This window comes from Pararoseomonas sp. SCSIO 73927, from assembly GCF_037040815.1.
Lineage (GTDB): Bacteria > Pseudomonadota > Alphaproteobacteria > Acetobacterales > Acetobacteraceae > Roseomonas.
This window is the reverse complement of record NZ_CP146232.1, coordinates 5,104,472-5,123,365: the sequence shown is the minus strand read 5'-3', so window position 1 is coordinate 5,123,365 and position 18,894 is coordinate 5,104,472. Positions and strand designations below refer to the sequence as shown.

17 protein-coding genes and 1 pseudogene are annotated in these 18,894 nt (G+C 68.2%); 12 read left to right on the top strand and 6 right to left on the bottom strand.

Features of this window, described 5'->3' with window-relative positions:
* Positions 1 to 207 precede the first annotated feature (207 nt).
* From VQH23_RS24275 to VQH23_RS24255, 5 genes and pseudogenes are all read left to right on the top strand, one after another.
* Positions 208 to 873, top strand: a complete 666-nt coding sequence (locus tag VQH23_RS24275) for a glutathione S-transferase (protein ID WP_338663239.1) — start codon at positions 208 to 210, stop codon at positions 871 to 873.
* A 151-nt stretch (positions 874 to 1,024) separates the two neighbouring features.
* A complete protein-coding gene (locus tag VQH23_RS24270; protein WP_338663238.1) occupies positions 1,025 to 1,840 on the top strand; it encodes a hypothetical protein in 816 nt (271 codons plus the stop codon).
* 398 nt (positions 1,841 to 2,238) lie between these two features.
* A pseudogene (locus VQH23_RS26655) lies at positions 2,239 to 2,439 on the top strand (DapH/DapD/GlmU-related protein); the annotation flags it as partial.
* Between the two features lie 304 nt (positions 2,440 to 2,743).
* Positions 2,744 to 3,613, top strand: a complete 870-nt coding sequence (locus tag VQH23_RS24260) for a polysaccharide pyruvyl transferase family protein (protein ID WP_338663236.1) — start codon at positions 2,744 to 2,746, stop codon at positions 3,611 to 3,613.
* A 37-nt stretch (positions 3,614 to 3,650) separates the two neighbouring features.
* Complete coding sequence (locus tag VQH23_RS24255; RefSeq protein WP_338663235.1) at positions 3,651 to 4,394, top strand: hypothetical protein; 744 nt, start codon at positions 3,651 to 3,653, stop codon at positions 4,392 to 4,394.
* 49 nt (positions 4,395 to 4,443) lie between these two features.
* On the opposite strand, the gene VQH23_RS24250 is transcribed toward VQH23_RS24255, so the two are convergent.
* Together VQH23_RS24250 and VQH23_RS24245 are read right to left on the bottom strand one after the other, a co-directional pair.
* On the bottom strand, positions 4,444 to 5,439 hold the full coding sequence (locus VQH23_RS24250; protein WP_338663234.1) for a tripartite tricarboxylate transporter substrate binding protein: 996 nt from the start codon (positions 5,437 to 5,439) through the stop codon (positions 4,444 to 4,446).
* 18 nt (positions 5,440 to 5,457) lie between these two features.
* Positions 5,458 to 6,462 carry a tripartite tricarboxylate transporter substrate binding protein gene (locus VQH23_RS24245; protein ID WP_338663233.1) on the bottom strand — a complete coding sequence of 335 codons (1,005 nt, stop codon included), beginning with the start codon at positions 6,460 to 6,462 and terminating at the stop codon, positions 5,458 to 5,460.
* A 282-nt stretch (positions 6,463 to 6,744) separates the two neighbouring features.
* Between VQH23_RS24245 and VQH23_RS24240 the strand changes: the two genes are divergently transcribed.
* From VQH23_RS24240 to VQH23_RS24225, 4 genes are all read left to right on the top strand, one after another.
* The gene (locus VQH23_RS24240; RefSeq protein ID WP_338663232.1) at positions 6,745 to 8,544 is read left to right on the top strand and encodes a glucan ABC transporter ATP-binding protein/ permease; all 1,800 of its coding nucleotides are present in this window, start codon (positions 6,745 to 6,747) and stop codon (positions 8,542 to 8,544) included.
* A 113-nt stretch (positions 8,545 to 8,657) separates the two neighbouring features.
* Positions 8,658 to 9,089: a CBS domain-containing protein gene (locus VQH23_RS24235; RefSeq protein ID WP_338663231.1), complete on the top strand. Its 432-nt coding sequence runs from the start codon at positions 8,658 to 8,660 to the stop codon at positions 9,087 to 9,089.
* Positions 9,090 to 9,268: 179 nt separating this feature from the next.
* On the top strand, positions 9,269 to 10,147 hold the full coding sequence (purU, locus tag VQH23_RS24230; RefSeq protein ID WP_338663230.1) for a formyltetrahydrofolate deformylase: 879 nt from the start codon (positions 9,269 to 9,271) through the stop codon (positions 10,145 to 10,147).
* A 133-nt stretch (positions 10,148 to 10,280) separates the two neighbouring features.
* Positions 10,281 to 11,045, top strand: coding sequence for an SDR family oxidoreductase (locus VQH23_RS24225; protein ID WP_338663229.1), 765 nt, complete (start codon positions 10,281 to 10,283; stop codon positions 11,043 to 11,045).
* A gap of 55 nt (positions 11,046 to 11,100) precedes the next feature.
* Here the strand turns inward: VQH23_RS24225 and VQH23_RS24220 are convergent, their stop codons facing one another.
* A complete protein-coding gene (locus tag VQH23_RS24220) occupies positions 11,101 to 11,859 on the bottom strand; it encodes a hypothetical protein (protein ID WP_338663228.1) in 759 nt (252 codons plus the stop codon).
* Positions 11,860 to 12,308: 449 nt separating this feature from the next.
* On the opposite strand from VQH23_RS24220, the gene VQH23_RS24215 reads away from it, so the two are divergent.
* The 3 genes from VQH23_RS24215 to infC all read left to right on the top strand — a co-directional run bounded on the left by VQH23_RS24215 (position 12,309) and on the right by infC (position 15,555).
* Positions 12,309 to 12,716 carry a 2OG-Fe(II) oxygenase gene (locus VQH23_RS24215; protein WP_338663227.1) on the top strand — a complete coding sequence of 136 codons (408 nt, stop codon included), beginning with the start codon at positions 12,309 to 12,311 and terminating at the stop codon, positions 12,714 to 12,716.
* A 211-nt stretch (positions 12,717 to 12,927) separates the two neighbouring features.
* Positions 12,928 to 14,886 (top strand): threonine--tRNA ligase, encoded by a 1,959-nt coding sequence (gene thrS, locus VQH23_RS24210; protein WP_338663226.1) that lies wholly within the window; start codon positions 12,928 to 12,930, stop codon positions 14,884 to 14,886.
* Positions 14,887 to 15,030: 144 nt separating this feature from the next.
* Positions 15,031 to 15,555 (top strand): translation initiation factor IF-3, encoded by a 525-nt coding sequence (gene infC, locus VQH23_RS24205; RefSeq protein ID WP_338663225.1) that lies wholly within the window; start codon positions 15,031 to 15,033, stop codon positions 15,553 to 15,555.
* A 63-nt stretch (positions 15,556 to 15,618) separates the two neighbouring features.
* On the opposite strand, the gene VQH23_RS24200 is transcribed toward infC, so the two are convergent.
* From VQH23_RS24200 to VQH23_RS24190, 3 genes are all read right to left on the bottom strand, one after another.
* Entirely contained in the window at positions 15,619 to 17,130 is a 1,512-nt protein-coding gene (locus VQH23_RS24200) for a pyruvate kinase (RefSeq protein ID WP_338663224.1), read from the bottom strand.
* A gap of 113 nt (positions 17,131 to 17,243) precedes the next feature.
* On the bottom strand, positions 17,244 to 17,423 hold the full coding sequence (locus tag VQH23_RS24195; protein WP_338663223.1) for a hypothetical protein: 180 nt from the start codon (positions 17,421 to 17,423) through the stop codon (positions 17,244 to 17,246).
* Between the two features lie 166 nt (positions 17,424 to 17,589).
* Entirely contained in the window at positions 17,590 to 18,858 is a 1,269-nt protein-coding gene (locus tag VQH23_RS24190; RefSeq protein ID WP_338663222.1) for a M20 family metallo-hydrolase, read from the bottom strand.
* Positions 18,859 to 18,894: the final 36 nt, after the last annotated feature.

Here is an 18,894-nt window from a genome sequence, read left to right as displayed (position 1 = left end):
GTCGGGTCAGGCGCATAGGGGTGGAACGGCCCAGGAGATCACGAGTTTAGCATCACGGGTCCGGATGGTGAGATGTCGCACGGCCCGGGTCAACGCCTCTTGCATCCCGTGGCATGCACCAGACCCTTGGGAGCCATGTGGCCGGGCTGGAACGGTTCTGGCATGAACGCCCCCGCGCCCGGAGAAGGGGCGGAGAGGACACGCGACATGGACCGGCCCCGGCTTCTCATCAGCAGCCGCAACTACTCCTCCTGGTCGCTGCGGGGCTTCCTGCTCTGCCATCTGGCAGGGCTGGACGCCGAGGTGGAGGCGGTGAACCTGGACGACCCCGCCGTCCGGGCGGAGCTCCTCCTCCAGTCCTCCTCCATCCGGATCCCCTGCCTGCTCATGGACGGCCTGCGCATCTGGGACACCACCGCCATCGCGGAAACCCTGAACGAGCGCTTCCCAGAGGCCCGGATGCTGCCCGCCGACCCCGCCGCCCGCGCCCGCTGCCGCTCCATCGCCGGCGAGATGCACGCGGGCTTCCAGGCCCTCCGCGCCTCCCTCCCCATGAACCTCCGCGCCCACCGCCCGGGCTTCCGCATCTGGTCCGGCCCCCGTGCCGACATCGAGCGAATCGTCTCCATCTGGCGGGAATGCCTCGGCCACTGGGGCGGCCCCTGGCTCATGGGGGAGCACCCCACCGTGGCGGACGCCATGTACGCCCCCGTCGTCACCCGCTTCCTCACCTACGATGTCAGGCTGGACGGCGCCTGCGCCGCCTATGGCGGGCGGGTCATGGAGTGGGGCCCCATGGCCGAATGGGTCGCCGCCGCGCAGGAGGAGCCGGAACCTCCCATCCACGAGCTGGAGGTGGATGCGGAGTTCTGAAAACCTTCCCGGGAATCCGGATTGCCGCCGCGCGCGTCTTGCTGCTTCCCTCCCGGAAGGGCATCACGGCCCGGCCCTGGACCCGTCCCGGGCATGTCGTGGGGCAGGGCGGCCGGTGAACCCTCCGGGCGCAGCCGGCTGGAGGTAGGCCTTGACGGACGTTGTTGTGTCGCTGACGGCCATCCGGCCCCGTCTCGACAGGCTTCCGGCGGTGATCGCCAGCATCAGGTCCCAGCGCCATCCGCCCTCGAGGATCCACCTCAATCTCTCCCGCGAGCCTTTCATGCTCGACACGGGCATCGGGCCCGAGGACCTGCCGGAAGAGCTCCGCGCGCTGGAGAGCGCCGGCGACCTGCACATCGAGTTCGTGCCGAACACCGGCCCCTACCGCAAGCTCCTGCCCACCCTGCGCCACTACGCCGGGCAGGACGTCCTCCTCGTCACGGCCGACGACGACGTCGTCTATCCCAAGGACTGGCTCGGCGGCCTCGTCGCGGAGGCCGGCGCCGCCCGCTCGGTCGTCGCGCACAACTGCCGCGCCATGCCCGTGCGCGATGGCAGGCTGCTGCCCTACCGCCACTGGATCCGCCTCGCCGAGAGCGACGCCACCTACGGCGACGTCCCGCCGGAGCTGCACGGGCTCTTCACCTGCCCGATCGGCCGAAACGGCATCCTCTACCACGCCTCCTTCTTCCACGACCTCGCGCTGCTGGAAGACCTCATGCGCGTCGCCCCGTCGCAGGACGACCTCGCCTTCAAGGCGCTCATGATGGTCCAGGGCATCGGAACCCGGATGGTCCCCCCGTCCGGCGGCGGCAAGGTCCGCGACCTCCCGTCGGAAGGCCCGAAGCTCTACAGCGCCAACAAGGCGGGCGGGAACGACGACGCTGTGACCGGCATTTTCGGCCTCCTCGAGAGCCGCGGCCTGCTCTCCATCGAGAACCTCCTCGCGGCCGCCGTCCGGTGAGGGTGAAGCTCACCACCCGTGCGATGGCGTGGTTCGACGAGAACAGGATCTTCTTCGCGCACAACCCCAAGCGGCCTCGCCTCAAGTCCGGGAACACCCTGCGTTTCGACAACGGCGCGACCGTGGAGCCCTATTGCGGCTTCTACTCGGGGCAGGAGATCGCCCAGCTCGGCGCCTTTAGCTACACCAACTCGCAGCTCCCCGGCGCGGTGAAGGTGGGGCGTTACTGCTCCATCGGACGGGACCTCGTCATCCCCGCCCCCCGACACCCGCTCGAGAGGGTGAGCACCGGCTCCTTCATGTACAACGCCGAGGACATCGCGGTGAGAACGGCAATCCTCGACGCCAAGGCGAACTACTCGGCCTTCGCGCCGGTGTCGCAGAAGCCCATGCCGGTGATCGGGAACGACGTGTGGATCGGCCACTCCGTCATCCTGATGCCCGGCATCACGATCGGTGACGGCGCGGTCGTCGCGGCCGGCGCCGTGGTCACGAAGGATGTCCCGCCCTACGCCATCGTCGGCGGCAACCCCGCCCGTGTCATCAAGCAGAGATTCCCCGACCGGATCGTCGAGGGGCTGCTCGGGCTGAGGTGGTGGCGCTACAGGTTCACCGACTTTGCAGGGCTGAGCCTTGACGACGCCGAGACATTCCTCGCCGCCGCGCCCGAGCGACTCAACGGGTGCGACGAGTTCTCGCCCGCTCCGGTCCGGCTGGACGACGTCGCCAAGTTCTGCTGAGCAGAAGCGTCAGCAACGGCCGGGCTGCCCGACGCGAACACCGGCCATTTGCTCCGGCCGGCGCCGGCGTTGGATCGTTGCGCGATCCCACCAGGACTGGTCAGAACCCGAGCGGTTCGGGTATGTACAAGCCCACTTCACGGCCTGGTAGGACTGGACTGCGATGACCCGGATCTTGGACTGGCGGAACGACAATGCCGTTCTGGCTGATCTGTTCGACTGGCTCGGGGACAAGGAGATCTCCTACTTCGTCAACCCCGGCAACGCCGGCGATGGCCTCATCGCCCAGGGCACCTACGACCTGTTCCGGCAGAACAAGATCTTCTGGACGCCGGCCCGGAAGGAGAATGTTTCCGGGAAGATCGTGGTCATCGCGGGCGGCGGAAATCTCGTCAGCTTCTACGGTGCTTGTCGCGAGATCGCCGAGCAGGCCTTCCAGCACGCGAAGATGACCATCATCCTGCCGCACACGATCCGGGATCAGGCCGAGCTGCTGAAGCTCGCCGGACCCAGCGCGCACATCTTCTGCCGCGATGTCCCCTCCTTCGAGCACGTCAAGCAGCACGTCAACGGCGCCCGCGTCTCCATGGCGCACGACCTGGCCTTCTTCTGCGACACCTCCGGCATCCTTGAGGACAAGGAGCTGAACACCTTCTGGGAGGCGAAGCTGGCCTCCATTCTCAAGGCCCGCGGAATCGACTCCCCCCAGGAACTGGCCGAGAAGGAGATGGAGTGCTTCCGCGCGGACATCGAGAAGACGTCGATGACCGGCGGCCCGGGGAACATCGACATCTCCAACGTCTTCAAGACGGGCACTTTCAAAAAGAAGGTGCGCGGGGGCACCTACATGTTCCTGCGCTTCATCCAGTCCTGCGGCTCCATCGCGACAAACCGGCTGCACGTCGGCATCGGCAGCGCGATCATGGGCACGAAGGCCACGCTCTACGACAATTCCTACGGCAAGATCTCCGCCGTCTACGACTACAGCCTGAAGGACCGCTACCCCGGCGTGGAGTTCGCGGCGGACAAGTAGCGGCATCTCGTCCCGACGGTCTGGAGCAGGCGACACCATGAAGTACGACATCATATCCGGATGGTACTCGGACGGGGCTGTCCGGCCCTACAAGGTGAACGGCGACGATTTCGTGCGGTCGGTGGAGTGCTTCTACCTCTGGGAGTGGTGCATCCGTCGCTACACCAGCCCGGACCAGATCTACATCGTCGACTCCGCCTCTCCCATCGTCCCCGAACTTCCCGTGAAGTCGAATATGAACTGGGTGCGGTTCAGCCGGAACTTCGGTCATGCCATCAAGAGCAAGGACACGCTCTCCGGCTGGTCCCGCGCCCTGCTGAGCGGCCTTCTCTACTCCTACTGCAACGGCAGCGATTATGCCGTGCTGATCGAGCAGGGGAGCCTGTTCTACGGCCCGCAGATCATTGAGAACGAGATCGCCAGGCACCCCGACGCGGGCGTGATCGCCCCGGCCGGCTACGGCACGCCGCAGCCGCTCCAGACCGGCATCATGATCTTCCGCACCTCGATCGTGCCGGAGTTCATCGCCCGCTACGCCGCCATCCCGCAGCCGGACGGCGGCCCCAACGGCATCAGCCCGGAGAAGAAGGTGCACAGCGCCGCCACCGGAATGAACCTCGCCCTGTCCGACCTCCGGTTCGGCCGTTCCCGCCCGATGAATTTCGACCGGGACGAGATGTTCGTGCGCCACGCCACGGCCACCGAGCTCCAGGCCTTCCTCCAGAAGGTCGGCCTTCAAGCGCCCCCGACACGCGCCTCCCTGGACGCACCCCAGGGCTGACGGCCCCGCACAGGCAAGGCCGGCGGAAACCCCGCCGGCCGCCGCCCCCTCAGTCCAGCCGCGCCCCGGACTGCCGCACAACCGCCTGCCACTTCTCGTTTTCGGCCGCGATGTAGCGGTCCAGCGCCTCGGGCCCCAGCGCCTTCGGCGTGCTGCCGATCTCGCGCAGCCGCTCCACCACGGCGGGCTCGGCCACAATCTCCGTCACCAGCTTCGCCAGCCGGTCCACGATCGGCCGCGGCGTCCGCCCCGGCGCCTGGAACCCGAACCAGGCCACCGCCTCGAAGTCCGGCACGCCGGACTCCTTCACCGTCGGCACCTCCGGCAGGGCCGGCCAGCGCGTCCCCGCGGTCACCGCCAGCGCCCGCATCCGCCCGGCCGCCAGGTGCGGCAGGTACCCCGGCAGGTTGTCGATCGCCAGGTCGCAGCGCCCCGCCATCACGTCGGGAATGATCGATGCGGTGCCGCGGTAGGGGATGTGGGTGATGTCCGTCCCCGTCTTGAACTTCAGCAGCTCCCCGCAGAGATGCCCGGACGTCCCGTTCCCCGGGCTGGCGAAGTTGATGGTCCCCGGCTTCGCCTTCGCCGCCGCCATCAGGTCCGCGAAGCTCCGGAACGGGCTGTCCGCCCCCACCACCACCGCGTTCGGCACCTCGTTGATGAGGGCCACGCTCGTCAGGTCACGGGCGGGGTCGAAGGGCAGGCGCGTGTAGAGGAACCGGTTGATGCTCGCGGTGCCGATGGTGAAGGTCAGCAACGTGTAGCCGTCCGGCTCCGCCTTCGCGACCATCTCGGACCCGATGTTCCCGCCCGCGCCGGGCCGGTTGTCGATCACCACGGGCTGGCCGAGGATCGCCGCCATCCGCTCGCACACCACCCGCGCCGTCAGGTCCGTCGCGCCGGCGGCGGGGAAGGGCACGATCATGCGGATCGGGCGGGAAGGGTACCCCGCCGCCGCACCGCCCTGCGCCCGCGCCAGGGAAGGCGCGGCCAGGGCGGGGAGCGTCAGCAGGGCCCCCCGGCGCGTGATGGAACGGATGGTCATCGGCGTCACTCCCCAAAGTCACTCAACGGTTGCACCGGATCGCCGGACCACGTCGCCCCACTTGGCGATCTCGGCCCGCACGAAGGCGGTGAAGGCGGCCGGGCTGGTCCCCCCATCAGGGGTCAGGTCCGGCGTCATGCCACCCAGGTCCGCTAGGCGGGCCTTGGTGGCGGGTTCTTTGATGATGGCGTCGATCTCCGCGCCGAGCCGCTCCACGATCGCGCGCGGCGTGCGCCCCGGGGCCTGGAAGCCGAACCACCCCGTCGCCTCCACGCCGGGATACCCCTCCTCGGCCGTGGTCGGGCAGTCCGGCAGGGCAGGGGTCCGGCTCGCCGTCGTCACGGCCAGCGCCCGGAACCGCCCGTCCCGGATATGCCCGATGGCGGAGGGCAGGTTGTCCACCGCCACCTCCACCCGCCCGGACATCACCTCCGCCATCATCGGCCCCGCGCCCCGGAACGGCACGTGCGACATCTGGATCCCCGCCTCCATCTTCAGAAGCTCCCCCGTGACATGAAGGGATGTCCCGACGCCGGAGGAGCCGATGTTCAGCCTGCCAGGATTCGCTTTCGCGTAGGTTACCAGCTCCCGCAGCGTCCGCACGGGCAGCGCGTTCGTCACGAAGATCACGTTCGGCACCCGGATCACCAGCCCCACCTCCGTCAGGTCGTCCGGCCGGTAGGGCATCCGGTCCCCGTAGAGGGTGTAGTTGATCGCCCCCGAGGACACGGTCTGCATCAGCAGCAGGTACCCGTCCGCCTCCCCCTTGGCGACGAGGTCGGACCCCAGGTTCCCGCCCGCCCCCGCGCGGTTCTCCACCGTGAAGGGCTGCCCCAGCCGGGACTGCAGCCGCTCGGCGACGATCCGCGCCGCCACGTCCGTCGTGCCCGCGGGCGCGAAAGGCACCACCACCCGCACCGGCCGCGCCGGATAGGCCGCCTGGGCCCGCGCCGGGCCTGGCCACAGCAGGGATGGAAGCAGAAGGGATGGCGCGGCCAGCGCCGCGCGTCGGGAAAGGGTCATGAACGGCCTCCTGGGATGGCCGCGCGGGGGTCTGCTGCCCCTGTTCGGGTCGCGGCCGGCGGGGCAAGAGGTGCCCCAGCCCACCACGCCCTGGCAAGGCCTGTCGGTCGCGCCTCGGCAGGGCTCCTCGGCAGGGCCCGCCGGCAACACCCGCCGGCCGCGCGCGCCGCCTCCGCTACCGCCGCTGGACAGCGGCCTCTCCCCGCGCATCCCTGGCTCCCGCGCCTGCATCCGATTCCCGGGTTGCGGCGTTGCGCCTCCGGCCGCCGCCAACTGCCTGCGATGAGGACTGGGACCAGCATGGGCTTTCTCCGGACCTACGCCCGCGTGCTCGGGCTGCTTGCCCCGGACAAGTGGGTGGCGATCGGCCTCGCGCTGGCGGCACTCGCCCTCGCCGGGCTGCAATTCCTGGAGCCCGTCCTCTTCGGTCGCGTGGTGGACGTTCTCTCCGGCGCGGACCGCCAGCCGCCGGAGATCGTCTGGCGCCAGGCCACCGCCCTCCTCGTCGTCTGGGGCGCTGTCGGCCTCACCGGCATCGCCGCCAACGTCGCCGTCTCCCTGCTGGCGGACCGCATGGCCCACCGCAACCGCCTGGCCGTCATGCACCGCTACTTCCAGCACGTGCTCGCCATGCCGCTCTCCTTCCACGGGGACACGGCCTCGGGGCGCCTGATGAAGATCATGCTGGTCGGCACGGACCACCTCTTCGCCATCTGGCTCTCCTTCTTCCGGGAACACCTGACCACCTTCATCACCGGCTTCGTCCTGCTGCCGCTGACCTTCCTGATGAACTGGCGCCTCGCCCTCGTGCTGCTCGCGCTCGTCCTCGTCTTCATCGTCGTCGCCGCCTTCGTCGTCTCCCGCACGCAGGAAGCGCAGGAAAAGGCGGAGAACTTCCAGTCCCAGCTCGCCGGCAACGCGCAGGACGCGCTGTCCAACGTCGTCGTCGTCCAGTCCTTCACCCGCCTGGCGGCAGAGGCGAAGCTCTTCGGCGACATCATGCGCCAGGTGCTGGACCACCAGTTCCCCGTGCTGAACTGGTGGGCGGTCGTCTCCGTCCTCACCCGCTCCGCCAGCACGGTCTCCGTCATCACCATCTTCATCCTCGGCACCTGGCTGCACATGAACGGCCAGGCCACGGTCGGCGAGATCGTCTCCTTCATGGGCTTCGCCACCATGCTCATCGGCCGGCTGGAGGGCGCGGTCGGCTTCGTCTCCCGCCTGCTGATGCAGGTCCCCGGCCTGCGAGAGGTCTTCAACGTCCTGGACACCCGGAGCAGCGTCCCGGAGAAGCCGGACGCCGTGGACATCGGCCGCACCGCCGGCCATGTCGGCTTCGAGCACGTCGCCTTCGGCTACCCCGGCGGCGGCAAGATCCTGAACGACGTCACCTTCGAGGCCCCGCCGGGCAAGACCGTCGCCCTCGTCGGCCAGACCGGCGCCGGCAAGTCCACCGCCATGTCCCTCCTCCAGCGCCTCTGGGACCCCATCGAGGGCCGCGTCACCATCGACGGCCACGACCTGCGCGACATCTCCCTGGAGAGCCTGCGCCGCAACGTCGGCGTCGTCTTCCAGGACGCCATGCTCTTCAACCGCACGATCCGGGAGAACCTCCTCGTCGGCCGCCCCGATGCCACGCAGGAGGAGCTGGAGCAGGCCTGCCGCATGGCCGAGGCGCACGACTTCATCTCCCGCCAGCCCCAGGGCTACGACACCCCGGTCGGCGAGCGCGGCACCTCCCTCTCCGGCGGCCAGAAGCAGCGCCTCTCCATTGCCCGCGCCCTGCTGAAGGACCCGCCCATCCTCATCCTGGACGAGGCCACCAGCGCGCTCGACGCCGCCACCGAAGCCCGCGTCCAGAAAGCGCTGAAGGTGCTGATGGCCGGCCGCACCACCTTCATCATCGCCCACCGCCTCTCCACCATCCGCGACGCTGACGAGATCCTCGTCTTCGAGCTTGGCCGCATCGCCGAGCGCGGCAACTTCGAGGAGCTCGTGGCCCAGGGCGGCCGCTTCGCGGAACTGGTGCGCACCCAGCTCACCGGCACCGAGGCGAAGAAGCCCGCCCCCGTCCCCGCCTGAGGGGAGCCGCGCGGGGGCGTTCAAGCGCCGGTGAGGGCCGGCGTTTCCCCTTGTAACGTGACAGCCCCGTCATGACAGACTTCCTCCAGGGCAGAACGCCAGAGGAGGACGTCATGACCATCGCATCCATCCTGCGGAACAAGGGCAGCGATATCGTGACCGTGGAGGCCGGCCAGCCCCTGCCGCAGGTCGCCCGCACCCTCGTCCGCCACCGCATCGGCGCCGTCCTCGTCCGCGGCGGCGACGGCCCGCCGCTGGGCATCCTGTCGGAGCGCGACATCGTCCGCCTCTTCGCCGAGGACGAGGTCACCGTGGACACCCTCACTGCCGCCGACGCGATGACAAAGATCCTCCACACCGTCACGCCCGAGACCCCCATCATCGCCGCCCTGGAGCTGATGACGGACCGCCGCGTCCGCCACCTCCCCGTGCTGGAGGGCGAGAGGGTGGTCGGCATCGTCTCCATCGGCGACCTCGTGAAGGCCCGCATCGACGCGGCGGTGGGCGAGGCCGAGGCCCTGAAGGAGTACGTCGCCGCCGGCTGACCCAGCCCCGGATCGCGCCCCGGATCGCGCCCCGGCCCGCCGCAACGGCAGGGCAGGGGGCGCGCGCCCGGGACGCGCCCTCGCCGCGCCCGCGGGCTCAGGGGGGCTGGCCCGATCCCCCCGGCGGTGGCAAGGGGCTGTGGCGCCGGCCGGCCGGCGCCACAGCCCGTGAGTCGCCCATGCCCATCGAATCCAAGACCAGGCCCGAATACGTCCTGACCCTCACCTGCCCCAACCGCCCGGGCATCGTGGCCGCCGTCGCCACCACCATCTTCGAGCGGGGCGGCAACATCCGCGAGGCCCAGCAGTACGACGACGCGGAGAGCCGCCGCTTCTTCGCCCGTATCACCCTGGACCACCCGGAGGACGCCCTCGACCTCCCCGCCCTGCGCCAGGACCTGGAGGCCGTCGGCTCCCGCTTCGGCATGGCCTGGACCCTTCGCGACCGCGCCGTCCGCCGCAAGGTCATCGTCCTCGTCTCCAGGTTCGACCACTGCCTGGCCGACATCCTCTACCGCTGGCGCCTCGGCGAGCTGCCCATGGACCTCGTCGGCATCGTCTCCAACCACCCGCGCGAGACCTACCAGCACCTCGACTTCGCCGACGTGCCCTTCCACCACCTCCCCGTCTCCAAGGCCACGAAGCTGGAGCAGGAGGGCGAGGTCTGGCGCGTCATCCGCGAATCCGGCGCCGAGCTCGTGGTCCTCGCCCGCTACATGCAGATCCTGTCAGACGGCCTGGCCGCGAAGCTCGCCGGACGCTGCATCAACATCCACCACTCCTTCCTGCCGGGCTTCAAGGGCGCGCGCCCCTACCACCAGGCCCATGCCCGCGGCGTGAAGCTCATCGGCGCCACCGCCCACTTCGTCACCGCGGACCTGGACGAGGGCCCGATCATCGAGCAGGACGTGGAGCGCATCTCCCACAACGACACGCCCGACGACCTGGTCCGCCAGGGCCGCGACATCGAGCGCCGCGTCCTCTCCCGCGCCCTCCACTGGTGGCTGGAGGACCGGATCCTCCCCAACGGCGCCCGCACCGTCGTCTTCCGGGACTGACCCCCCCCCATCCATTAGCGGCGCTGAACAGTCCATGAAGGATCGGGCGGATTATCCCGCCCAATTCGCCCCTCTATCTCCCTCCCGCCAAAGGCCCGGAACGGTCCGGAACCCCACGGGAAGGAGAACCCCCATGCCCGCCCCCCTGAACCCCGCCCCCCTGAACAAGGTCGTCCTCATCACCGGTGCCTCCAGCGGCATCGGCGCCGGCATCGCCCGCGAGCTCGCGGCCGCCGGCGCCAAGGTCGTCCTCGGCGCCCGCCGCACGGACCGCATCGAGGCCCTGGCCGCCGAGCTGAATGCCGCCAGGGAGACAAGCGGGGGCGGCACCGCCCTGGCCCACCCGCTCGACGTCACCAGCCGCGCCAGCATGGAGGCCTTTGCCGAGGCCGCCCGGAAGGCCCACGGCCGCGTGGACGTCATCGTCAACAACGCCGGCCTCATGCCCCTCTCCGCCATGGCCGCCCTGAAGGTGGAGGAGTGGGAGCGCATGGTGGACGTGAACATCAAGGGCGTCCTCTACGGCATCGCCGCCGTCCTGCCGGAGATGACGGCCCGCGGCTCCGGTCACGTCGTCAACATCGCCTCCGTCGGCGCCCTCTCCGTCGTCCCCACCGCCGCCGTCTACTGCGCCACCAAATTCGCCGTCCGCGCCATCTCCGACGGCCTGCGGCAGGAGAGCCCCTCCATCCGCGTCACCTGCATCCACCCCGGCGTGGTGGAGAGCGAGCTGGCCGGCACCATCACCGACCCCGCCGCCGCCGAGTACATGCGAACCTACCGCGCCGTCGCCCTGCGGCCCGACGCCATCGCCCGCGCCGTCCGCTTCGCCCTTGAGCAGCCGGAGGACGTGGACGTGAACGAAATCGTCGTCCGCCCCACCGCGACGCTGGGCTGACGGGGATCGCCTGGCGGCGCAAAATCAGCAAACAGATAAGTTGGTGTATCAGTACCTAGAGGCGCTTGAAGGTCCACTTCAGACTTTGGTTTATGAACGCTGAACGCTTCCCCAGAAAAATTTTGGAGTTCTGGGCACTTCGCGAAGCTTCCTCGCTAAGGCTTTCAACCTCATCCGCTGCTATAATGCGCCCTATTTTGAAATCGAAGCGTTCAGGCCCGTTGAATGTTACAGTGTAGTCGAGAACTGGGCTCGGCCATGAATGCGTGTCTTCGAACTTCGTTTGTTCAATATCTGTGATCTGGTAAATAATGTAAACCCTATCTCTTACTTTTCTTTCAATAGGATAAAATCCGTCTTCAGACAGTTCGACGCCGGCAACTTTGTAAGAATATACCATTTTTTTTAGGCCGGGAGGGACATAAGTGATATCTTGACGGTAAATACGTGCCCCTGTCTGAAACGGGATAATGTCGGCCATCATCTCTATGTGAATTTCCTCCGCTCCTGCATTGCTTTTTATTGTAATATTTATTTCTTGCTTTTCGCGATAGTAGCTCGCGGAGGAAAGTTCACTACCTGCAGCGGCGATGAAGCCAGCGGGTATGGCTTTTTCTTCTGAAGCATGTTCTAGAAAAGATATCGCAAGGTTGACAGCTATCGGCAAAGCTGCACCCATAAAAATACCTACTACGATGCTTTTGTCCGGCTGCAAGAAATGCCAGGAAATCGCGGCTACAACAAGTAGGAGAAATATCACCGATAGTTTGGCGAGAGTTGAAGGGTTACCTCGCAGCCAAGACTTGCTTCTCATGCACTGGGTCCCGTATAATCACTTCCAGCACAAGGTTGTGCCGTATCCATGATTGGAGGATGCAACGATGTTGCGCATTGGGTCAACTGGTATGGAAGGCTTTCTTCAGGAAAGTTTGCGCTTGAAGAAGATGGTTGAGATGAGAGATATTTGTTTGCAGGTGCCAATTTCGGCTCTGCGGGATGTTCACTTGGGGGGGGTGTCCGAGGTAGAATTCGAAGCGCAATCATCTGCCTCCGCGATTCGAACGTCCTTCTTCAGTGATCCGCGTTCGGTGCCTTGATTGAAATGTAGCTTGGGCGGGTAAAATATAATTGGATACTCTTCGACAGAACGAGCCGTTCAAACACATCCTTGTGTCTGATTTTTTCGCCGAGGGAGCGGCGAGGAGGTGTTTTGACTGTTTGGAGGATATAAGTTGGTGTAGGGAGGTAGGGCAGTTTTATAGGTTGGACGTTCCTGCGTCTGAAAAAGACCTGCTTTCTGTTCGCAAACTTTTCGAGCGCGGACCGCTTGAGAGAACGGTCGCGCCAATCGCCTACTCCTTGGGCATCGCTTCCGTTGCGAAGCCTGTGATTCAGGCTCATCGGTACTCCGTAGGCTGCGGGATTGGTGCGCACACCGATGCTGCTGATCGTGAGTTGCGTATAGTTTTGAGTTTTGCTGAAGACTGGTCCCCGGAGAATGGAGGTGTGTGGATTCTCGGAAAGGAACCGGCTTTTAAAGAAGATATTCTCCTTCTGCCTCCACGCATGAATGCCGGATTTGCCTTTGTTTCGAATGCGAGTTCCTACCATGGTCTCTCAGTTGTAAGTGTTGGGCGCGTTTACGGTGTGACAATCCGAATTTCAATCTGATTGCTGAAGGGAGCTATTTTATCGAACGCGAGTATAAAGTCTATAAGCCTCACTATTCTTGCTATTTGCTGGCTTGGTATCGGCGCTGCACATATGTATGCCCAAATATATTTTCTCCTTGGGAGTATTTCGTAGGTCATGCGCTTGACCCCAGAACAGGAGGGTGCCACCTCTCGCGCCCCCCTCTCCTTGCAAGGCCCAGCCCGCTCCCATGCCCGCGATCACGCTGCCCGACGGTTCCGTTCGATCCTTCGACGGTCCCGTCACCGGCACCACCGTGGCCGCGTCCATCGGCCCCGGCCTCGCCAAGGCCGCGCTGGCCATGGAGGTGAACGGCGCCCTCAAGGACCTCTCCGTCCCGATTGAGGCCGACGCGCGCCTGCGCTTCATCACCCGCAAGGACCCCGAGGCCCTCGGGATGATCCGCCACGACGCCGCCCATGTGCTCGCGGAGGCCGTGCAGGAACTCTTCCCCGGCACCCAGGTCACGATCGGCCCGGCGATCGAGAACGGCTTCTACTACGACTTCGCCCGCAACGAGCCCTTCACGCCCGAGGACTTCCCGGCCATCGAGGCCAGGATGCGGGAGATCATCGGGCGGAACGCGAGCTTCCAGCGCGAGGAGTGGCCCCGCGAGGAGGCGATCCGCTTCTTCGAGGAGCGCGGCGAGCGCTTCAAGGCCGAGCTGATCCGCGACCTGCCCGAGAGCGAGACGATCAGCATCTACCGCCAGGGCGAGTGGCTGGACCTCTGCCGCGGCCCGCACATGCGCGGCACCGGCGACATCGGCACCGCCTTCAAGCTGCAAAAGGTCGCCGGCGCCTACTGGCGCGGCGACCACCGCAACCCCGTCCTGTCGCGCATCTACGGCACCGCCTGGCGCGACGCGAAGGAGCTGGAAGCCCACCTCACCATGCTGGAGGAGGCGGAGAAGCGCGACCACCGCCGCATCGGCAAGGAGATGGACCTCTTCCACCTGCAGGAAGAAGCCACCGGCAGCATCTTCTGGCACCCCAAGGGCTGGCGCCTCTACCGCACGGTGGAGGACTACATGCGCCGCCGCCTGGACGCCTCCGGCTATGACGAGGTCCGCACGCCCCAGCTCGTGGACCGCAAGCTCTGGATCGAGTCCGGCCACTGGGAGAAGTTCCGGGAGAGCATGTTCATCGCAACGGTGGAGGACGAGTCCGAGAAGGACCGCGTCCTCGCCCTCAAGCCGATGAACTGCCCCTGCCACGTGCAGATCTTCAACCAGGGCATCCGCAGCTACCGCCAGCTCCCCCTCCGCATGGCGGAGTTCGGCGCCTGCCACCGCTACGAGCCCAGCGGCGCCCTGCACGGCATCATGCGCGTCCGCGCCTTCACGCAGGACGACGCGCACATTTTCTGCACCGAGGACCAGATCGCCTCGGAGACGGTCCGCTTCGTCGCCCTCCTCTCCTCCATCTACCGCGACTTCGGCTTCGAGAGCTTCCGCGTGAAGTTCTCCGACCGCCCGGAGAAGCGCGCCGGCGACGATGCCACCTGGGACCGCGCCGAGGGCGCCCTGCGCGAGGCCTGCGCCACCGCCGGCGTGGAGTACGAGCTGAACCCGGGGGAGGGCGCCTTCTATGGCCCCAAGCTCGAATTCGTCCTCCGCGATGCCATCGGCCGCGACTGGCAGTGCGGCACCCTCCAGGTCGATTTCGTCCTGCCGGAGCGCCTGGACGCCGAGTACGTCGGCGAGGACGGCGCCAAGCACCGCCCGGTCATGCTGCACCGCGCCATCCTCGGCAGCTTCGAGCGCTTCCTCGGCATCCTCATCGAGGAGCACGCCGGCCGCTTCCCCCTCTGGCTCGCCCCGGTCCAGGTGGTCGTCGCCAGCATCGTGGACGACGCCGCCCCCTACGCCGAGGAGGTGGCCGAGGCCCTGCGCGCCGCCGGCATCGCCGCCAGCACCGACATCCGGAACGAGAAGATCAACCGCAAGGTCGCCGAGCACATCGACGCCCGCGTCCCGATCCTCGCCGTCGTCGGCCGGCGGGAGGCGGAGGAGCGCAACCTCGTCCTCCGCCGCCTGCCGGGCCGGGAGCAGGACACGCTCCCCCTGGCCGACGCCATCGCCCGCCTCGTGGCCGAGTCCGCCCCCCCGGATCGGCGCGGCATCCCCGCGGGGACAACGGAAGCGTAAAGATCACCCGGAAATTTCGCGGGCCGGCCGCATTCCCGTAAAAACCGGCTTGACCTCGCCACGCGGCGGTTGCAGACGCGACCGCCGCGCACCATAACACCCCCGTATCACCACTACAGGAGACTACCCCTGGCCCGAGGCCCAATGCCCAACAGCCTCCCGACCCGCGACGGACCGCGGGTGAACGAGGAGATTCGCGCGCCCCAGGTCCGCCTGATCGACCAGGACGGTGAGATGCTCGGCGTGATGAGCGCGCGCGACGCGCTGCTCCGCGCCTACGACGTCGGCATGGACCTGCTGGAGATCAGCCCGAACGCCGAGCCGCCCGTCTGCAAGATCACCGATTTCGGCAAGTTCAAGTACGAGCAGCAGAAGAAGGCCAACGAGGCCCGCAAGCGCCAGAAGGTCGTTGAGATCAAGGAGATCAAGGTCCGTCCGAATATCGACGACCACGACTACGAGGTGAAGATGAAGCAGATGAAGAGCTTCATCGAGGAAGGCGACAAGGTGAAGGTCACCCTCCGCTTCCGCGGCCGCGAGATGGCCCACCAGGACCTCGGCGCCCGGGTGCTGGAGCGCATCCGCAACGAGATGGCGGAGGCCGTGAAGGTCGAATCCATGCCCCGGCTGGAGAACCGCCAGATGATCATGGTGCTGGCGCCGAAATAGGCCGCCGCCCACCATCCCCGCCGAAAGGCCGGCGCCCCCTCGGGGCCGCCGGCTTTTTCATGCCTACCAGCTGCTCAGCCGGCGCAGCTGCGGCGTCTTCTTCCGCTGGTGCTCGCCCATCCGCCGCAGCAGCACGTCCAGCTCGTCGATTGCCGCCGCCAGGTGCGGCCCCTTGTTCAGCATGATGCACTCGGCCCGCGCCGCCATGGCCGCGTCCGTCATCTCGCCCCGCGCCGGCACCCCGTCCTTGATCAGCCGCTCCAGCACCTGCGTCGCCCAGATCACCGGCACATGGGCCGCCTCGCCCAGCCACAGGATCTCCTCCTGCATCTCCGCGGTGCGCGCGAAGCCGATCTCCACCGCAAGGTCCCCGCGGGCGATCATCACCGCCGTCGGCTGCTCCGCCGCCGCCCGGGCCAGGATCTCCGGCAGCGCCCGCACCGCCCGCTCCGTCTCGATCTTCAGCACCAGGGAGAGGCGCCGCCAGTCCTCCGGCCGCCGCAGCGCCAGCTCCTCCTGCAGCGCCGCCACGTCGGCCGCGGACTGCACGAAGGAATACTCGATCCCGTCGGCGTGCCGCGCCACGAAGTCCAGGTCCTCGCGGTCCTTGTCGCTCAGCGCCGCGCAGGCCAGGGCGGTGTCGGGGAAGTTCAGCCCCTTCTCCTCCTTCAGCTTCGCCCCGTCCCCCGGCACCTGCGTCACCCGCGCCAGCAGCCCCCAGGGCTCCCGCCGCTCCACCACCGCGCCGATCTTGCCGTCATCCACGAAGACCCGCTCGCCCGGCCGCACCATGTCCAGCACCTCGGCCAGGGTGCACTCGGCCATGAACTCGGCCTCGTCCTTCGCCGGCTCCTTCAGCTCCCCCGGCGGCACGATGGCCAGCCGGTCGCCCTCCTGCACGCGCTTCCCGTGCGGCAGCCGCAGCTTCCCCGTGCGGATCTTCGGCCCTGCCAGGTCCATCAGCACGCGCATCCGGTGCCCCGTCGCCCGCTCCGCCCCGCGCAGATGCGCGATCATCCGCGCCCAGGTCTCGGCGTCGTCGTGCGCGCAGTTGATCCGCACCGCCTCCACCCCGCGCCGCGCGAGGGCGAGCATGAACTCCGGCCCCTCCGCCGCCTCCTTCGGGCAGGTCACCAGCAGCCCCACCGGCCGGTGCTCCGTCTTCGGCCCCAGCACCTCGGCCGTGTTCTCCGCCAGCGCCCGCTCCCCGGCGAAGAACGCCGCCGGCCCCGGCCGCCCCTCCGCCGGCAACCCGGCCAGAGCCGCCAAGCTCGCCCGCACCGCCCGCAGCGCCACCAGCACCCGCCCTTCCAGCCGCCCGAGCGAGGAGAGCCCCAGCACCATCAGCGCCCGCTGCAAGGGCCGCAGGTCCCGCCGCCGCAGCGCGAGGTAGAGCGAGAGGTTCTCCGCCGCGAAGCCCTCCCGCGGCCCCGTCGTCCACCCCGCCCGGATCGCCGCCGCCTCCCCGGAAACGGCCGCGATCAGCTCCTCCACCGCGGCGTGCAGCGCCGCCGGATCGGGCATCGCCTCCAGCTCCTCCGCCAGGATCCCGTGCCGCTCCAGAATGCCGTCCATGGAGAAGACCCCGCCCAAATCCCTGGCCGGCTAACTACCCCAGCACCCTCCGGCCCGCGGTGAACACCTCATGACAGGGGCGGCCGCACCCCGGCAGCGGGCACGCCCACTGCTCAGAGCGGCGCGCCCCGGTTGCTGTCGATCACCGTCGGCGTCTCGTTCAGCAGCCGGCTCGTGGCCGGATCCCGCCGCATCGGGTTCGTGTTCTCGTTCGTCCGGTCCGCCACCACCGACCCGCAGGCCGCCAGGGCCAGCAGCGCCGAGGCCAGCGCAAGCGATGCGATGCGCGTCATGGGCGGGATCCTCTCATCCAGCGATCCCGTCCCAACGGCCGCAGTGGCCGCAGGATGCGCCTCAGGCATCGGGCGCCCCTGGATCCCCGCCGCTGCTCAGGGCGGCGCGCCAGCAGGCCGCTGCGCCCCGCCAGGGAGGCCGCTCCCCCTCCCAGCGCGCCGCCGCTTACCGGTTCGCCAGTTCCACCAGCGCCGCCGCCAGCACCCGCGCCCCCGCCGCCAGCTGCCCCGGCTCGGAGTACTCCGCCGGATTGTGGCTCACCCCCTTGCGGCAGGGCACGAAGATCATCCCCGCCGGGCAGAGCGGCACCATGAACTGCGCGTCGTGGAAGGCCCCGCTCGGCAGCGCGATGGAGGAGAGCCCCTGCGAATCCGCCGCCCGCTGAACCGCGTCCGTCACCAGCGGGTCGAACTCCACGGGCAGCGCGTGGAACCGCTCCGTCACCGTCACCTCGCAGCCCTTCACCGCGCTGCGGATCGTCGGCTCGATCGCGTCTCCATTGGCGATCAGCAGCTCCTTGTCCGGGTGCCGGAAGTCGATCGTGAACCGCGCCACGTCCGCCACGGTGTTGGAGGTGTTCGGCATCACCTCGATCTGCCCCACGGTGAAGCGCAGCACGTCCGTCGGGTCCGTCATCAGCGCGTTCAGCGCGTTGATCGCCCGCACCATGTCCTGCACCGCATCCCGCCGCGTGGAGACCGGCGAGGTCCCCGCATGCGCCGTCTCGCCCCGCACCTCCACGATGAACCAGCGGCTGCCCTGGATGCCGGTGACAACCCCGATGTCCTTCCCCTCGGCCTCCAGCCGCGGCCCCTGCTCGATATGTGTCTCCAGATAGGCGAAGGGCTTGCCCCCCAGCGGCCGCAGCGTCAGCTCCGCCTCCGCCTTGCGGTGCTCGTCCAGCGCCTGGCGGAAGGTCACCCCCTCCTGGTCCGCCACCTCGTCCCAGGAGTTGGCGGGCTTGAAGTGCGCGTAGGCCATGCTGCCCATGCAGCCCGGCGCGAAGCGCCCGCCCTCCTCGTTCGTCCAGGCCACCACCTCGATCGGCCGCACGGTCTGAACCCCCGCCTCCCGGATGGCCTGCACCGCCTCCAGCCCCGCGATCACGCCCCAGATCCCGTCGAAACGCCCGCCATTCGGCTGCGTGTCCATGTGGCTGCCCGTCAGCACCGGCGCCGCGGAGGCATCCGTCCCCTCATGTCGCAGGAACAGGTTGCCGATCTCGTCCACGGTCACGGCCAGCCCCAGCGCCTCCGCCCAGGAGATCACCAGCCGCCGCGCCTCCCGGTCCAGCGGCGTCAGGCAGGCCCGGTTCACCCCCGGCGACCCGTCCGTGCCGGTGATGGCGCCGAGCTTCGCCAGCTCCATCAGCCGGTCCCATTGCCGGGCCTCGCTCACGGCCGCGATCAGGTTGGGGGCGGTGCTGGCGCTCATGGGGATCCTTGCCTGGCTCGGTTCGGGGACGCCCCC

Excerpts from the sequence above, each read along its gene's own strand:
- VQH23_RS24275 (WP_338663239.1), top strand. The coding sequence starts at position 208 with ATGGACCGGCCCCGGCTTCTCATCAGCAGCCGCAACTACTCCTCCTGG.
- VQH23_RS24260 (WP_338663236.1), top strand. The coding sequence starts at position 2,744 with ATGACCCGGATCTTGGACTGGCGGAACGACAATGCCGTTCTGGCTGAT.
- VQH23_RS24255 (WP_338663235.1), top strand. The coding sequence starts at position 3,651 with ATGAAGTACGACATCATATCCGGATGGTACTCGGACGGGGCTGTCCGG.
- VQH23_RS24250 (WP_338663234.1), bottom strand. The coding sequence starts at position 5,439 with ATGACCATCCGTTCCATCACGCGCCGGGGGGCCCTGCTGACGCTCCCC.
- VQH23_RS24245 (WP_338663233.1), bottom strand. The coding sequence starts at position 6,462 with ATGACCCTTTCCCGACGCGCGGCGCTGGCCGCGCCATCCCTTCTGCTT.
- VQH23_RS24240 (WP_338663232.1), top strand. The coding sequence starts at position 6,745 with ATGAGGACTGGGACCAGCATGGGCTTTCTCCGGACCTACGCCCGCGTG.
- VQH23_RS24235 (WP_338663231.1), top strand. The coding sequence starts at position 8,658 with ATGACCATCGCATCCATCCTGCGGAACAAGGGCAGCGATATCGTGACC.
- purU (WP_338663230.1), top strand. The coding sequence starts at position 9,269 with ATGCCCATCGAATCCAAGACCAGGCCCGAATACGTCCTGACCCTCACC.
- VQH23_RS24225 (WP_338663229.1), top strand. The coding sequence starts at position 10,281 with ATGCCCGCCCCCCTGAACCCCGCCCCCCTGAACAAGGTCGTCCTCATC.
- VQH23_RS24220 (WP_338663228.1), bottom strand. The coding sequence starts at position 11,859 with ATGAGAAGCAAGTCTTGGCTGCGAGGTAACCCTTCAACTCTCGCCAAA.
- thrS (WP_338663226.1), top strand. The coding sequence starts at position 12,928 with ATGCCCGCGATCACGCTGCCCGACGGTTCCGTTCGATCCTTCGACGGT.
- infC (WP_338663225.1), top strand. The coding sequence starts at position 15,031 with ATGCCCAACAGCCTCCCGACCCGCGACGGACCGCGGGTGAACGAGGAG.
- VQH23_RS24200 (WP_338663224.1), bottom strand. The coding sequence starts at position 17,130 with ATGGACGGCATTCTGGAGCGGCACGGGATCCTGGCGGAGGAGCTGGAG.
- VQH23_RS24195 (WP_338663223.1), bottom strand. The coding sequence starts at position 17,423 with ATGACGCGCATCGCATCGCTTGCGCTGGCCTCGGCGCTGCTGGCCCTG.
- VQH23_RS24190 (WP_338663222.1), bottom strand. The coding sequence starts at position 18,858 with ATGAGCGCCAGCACCGCCCCCAACCTGATCGCGGCCGTGAGCGAGGCC.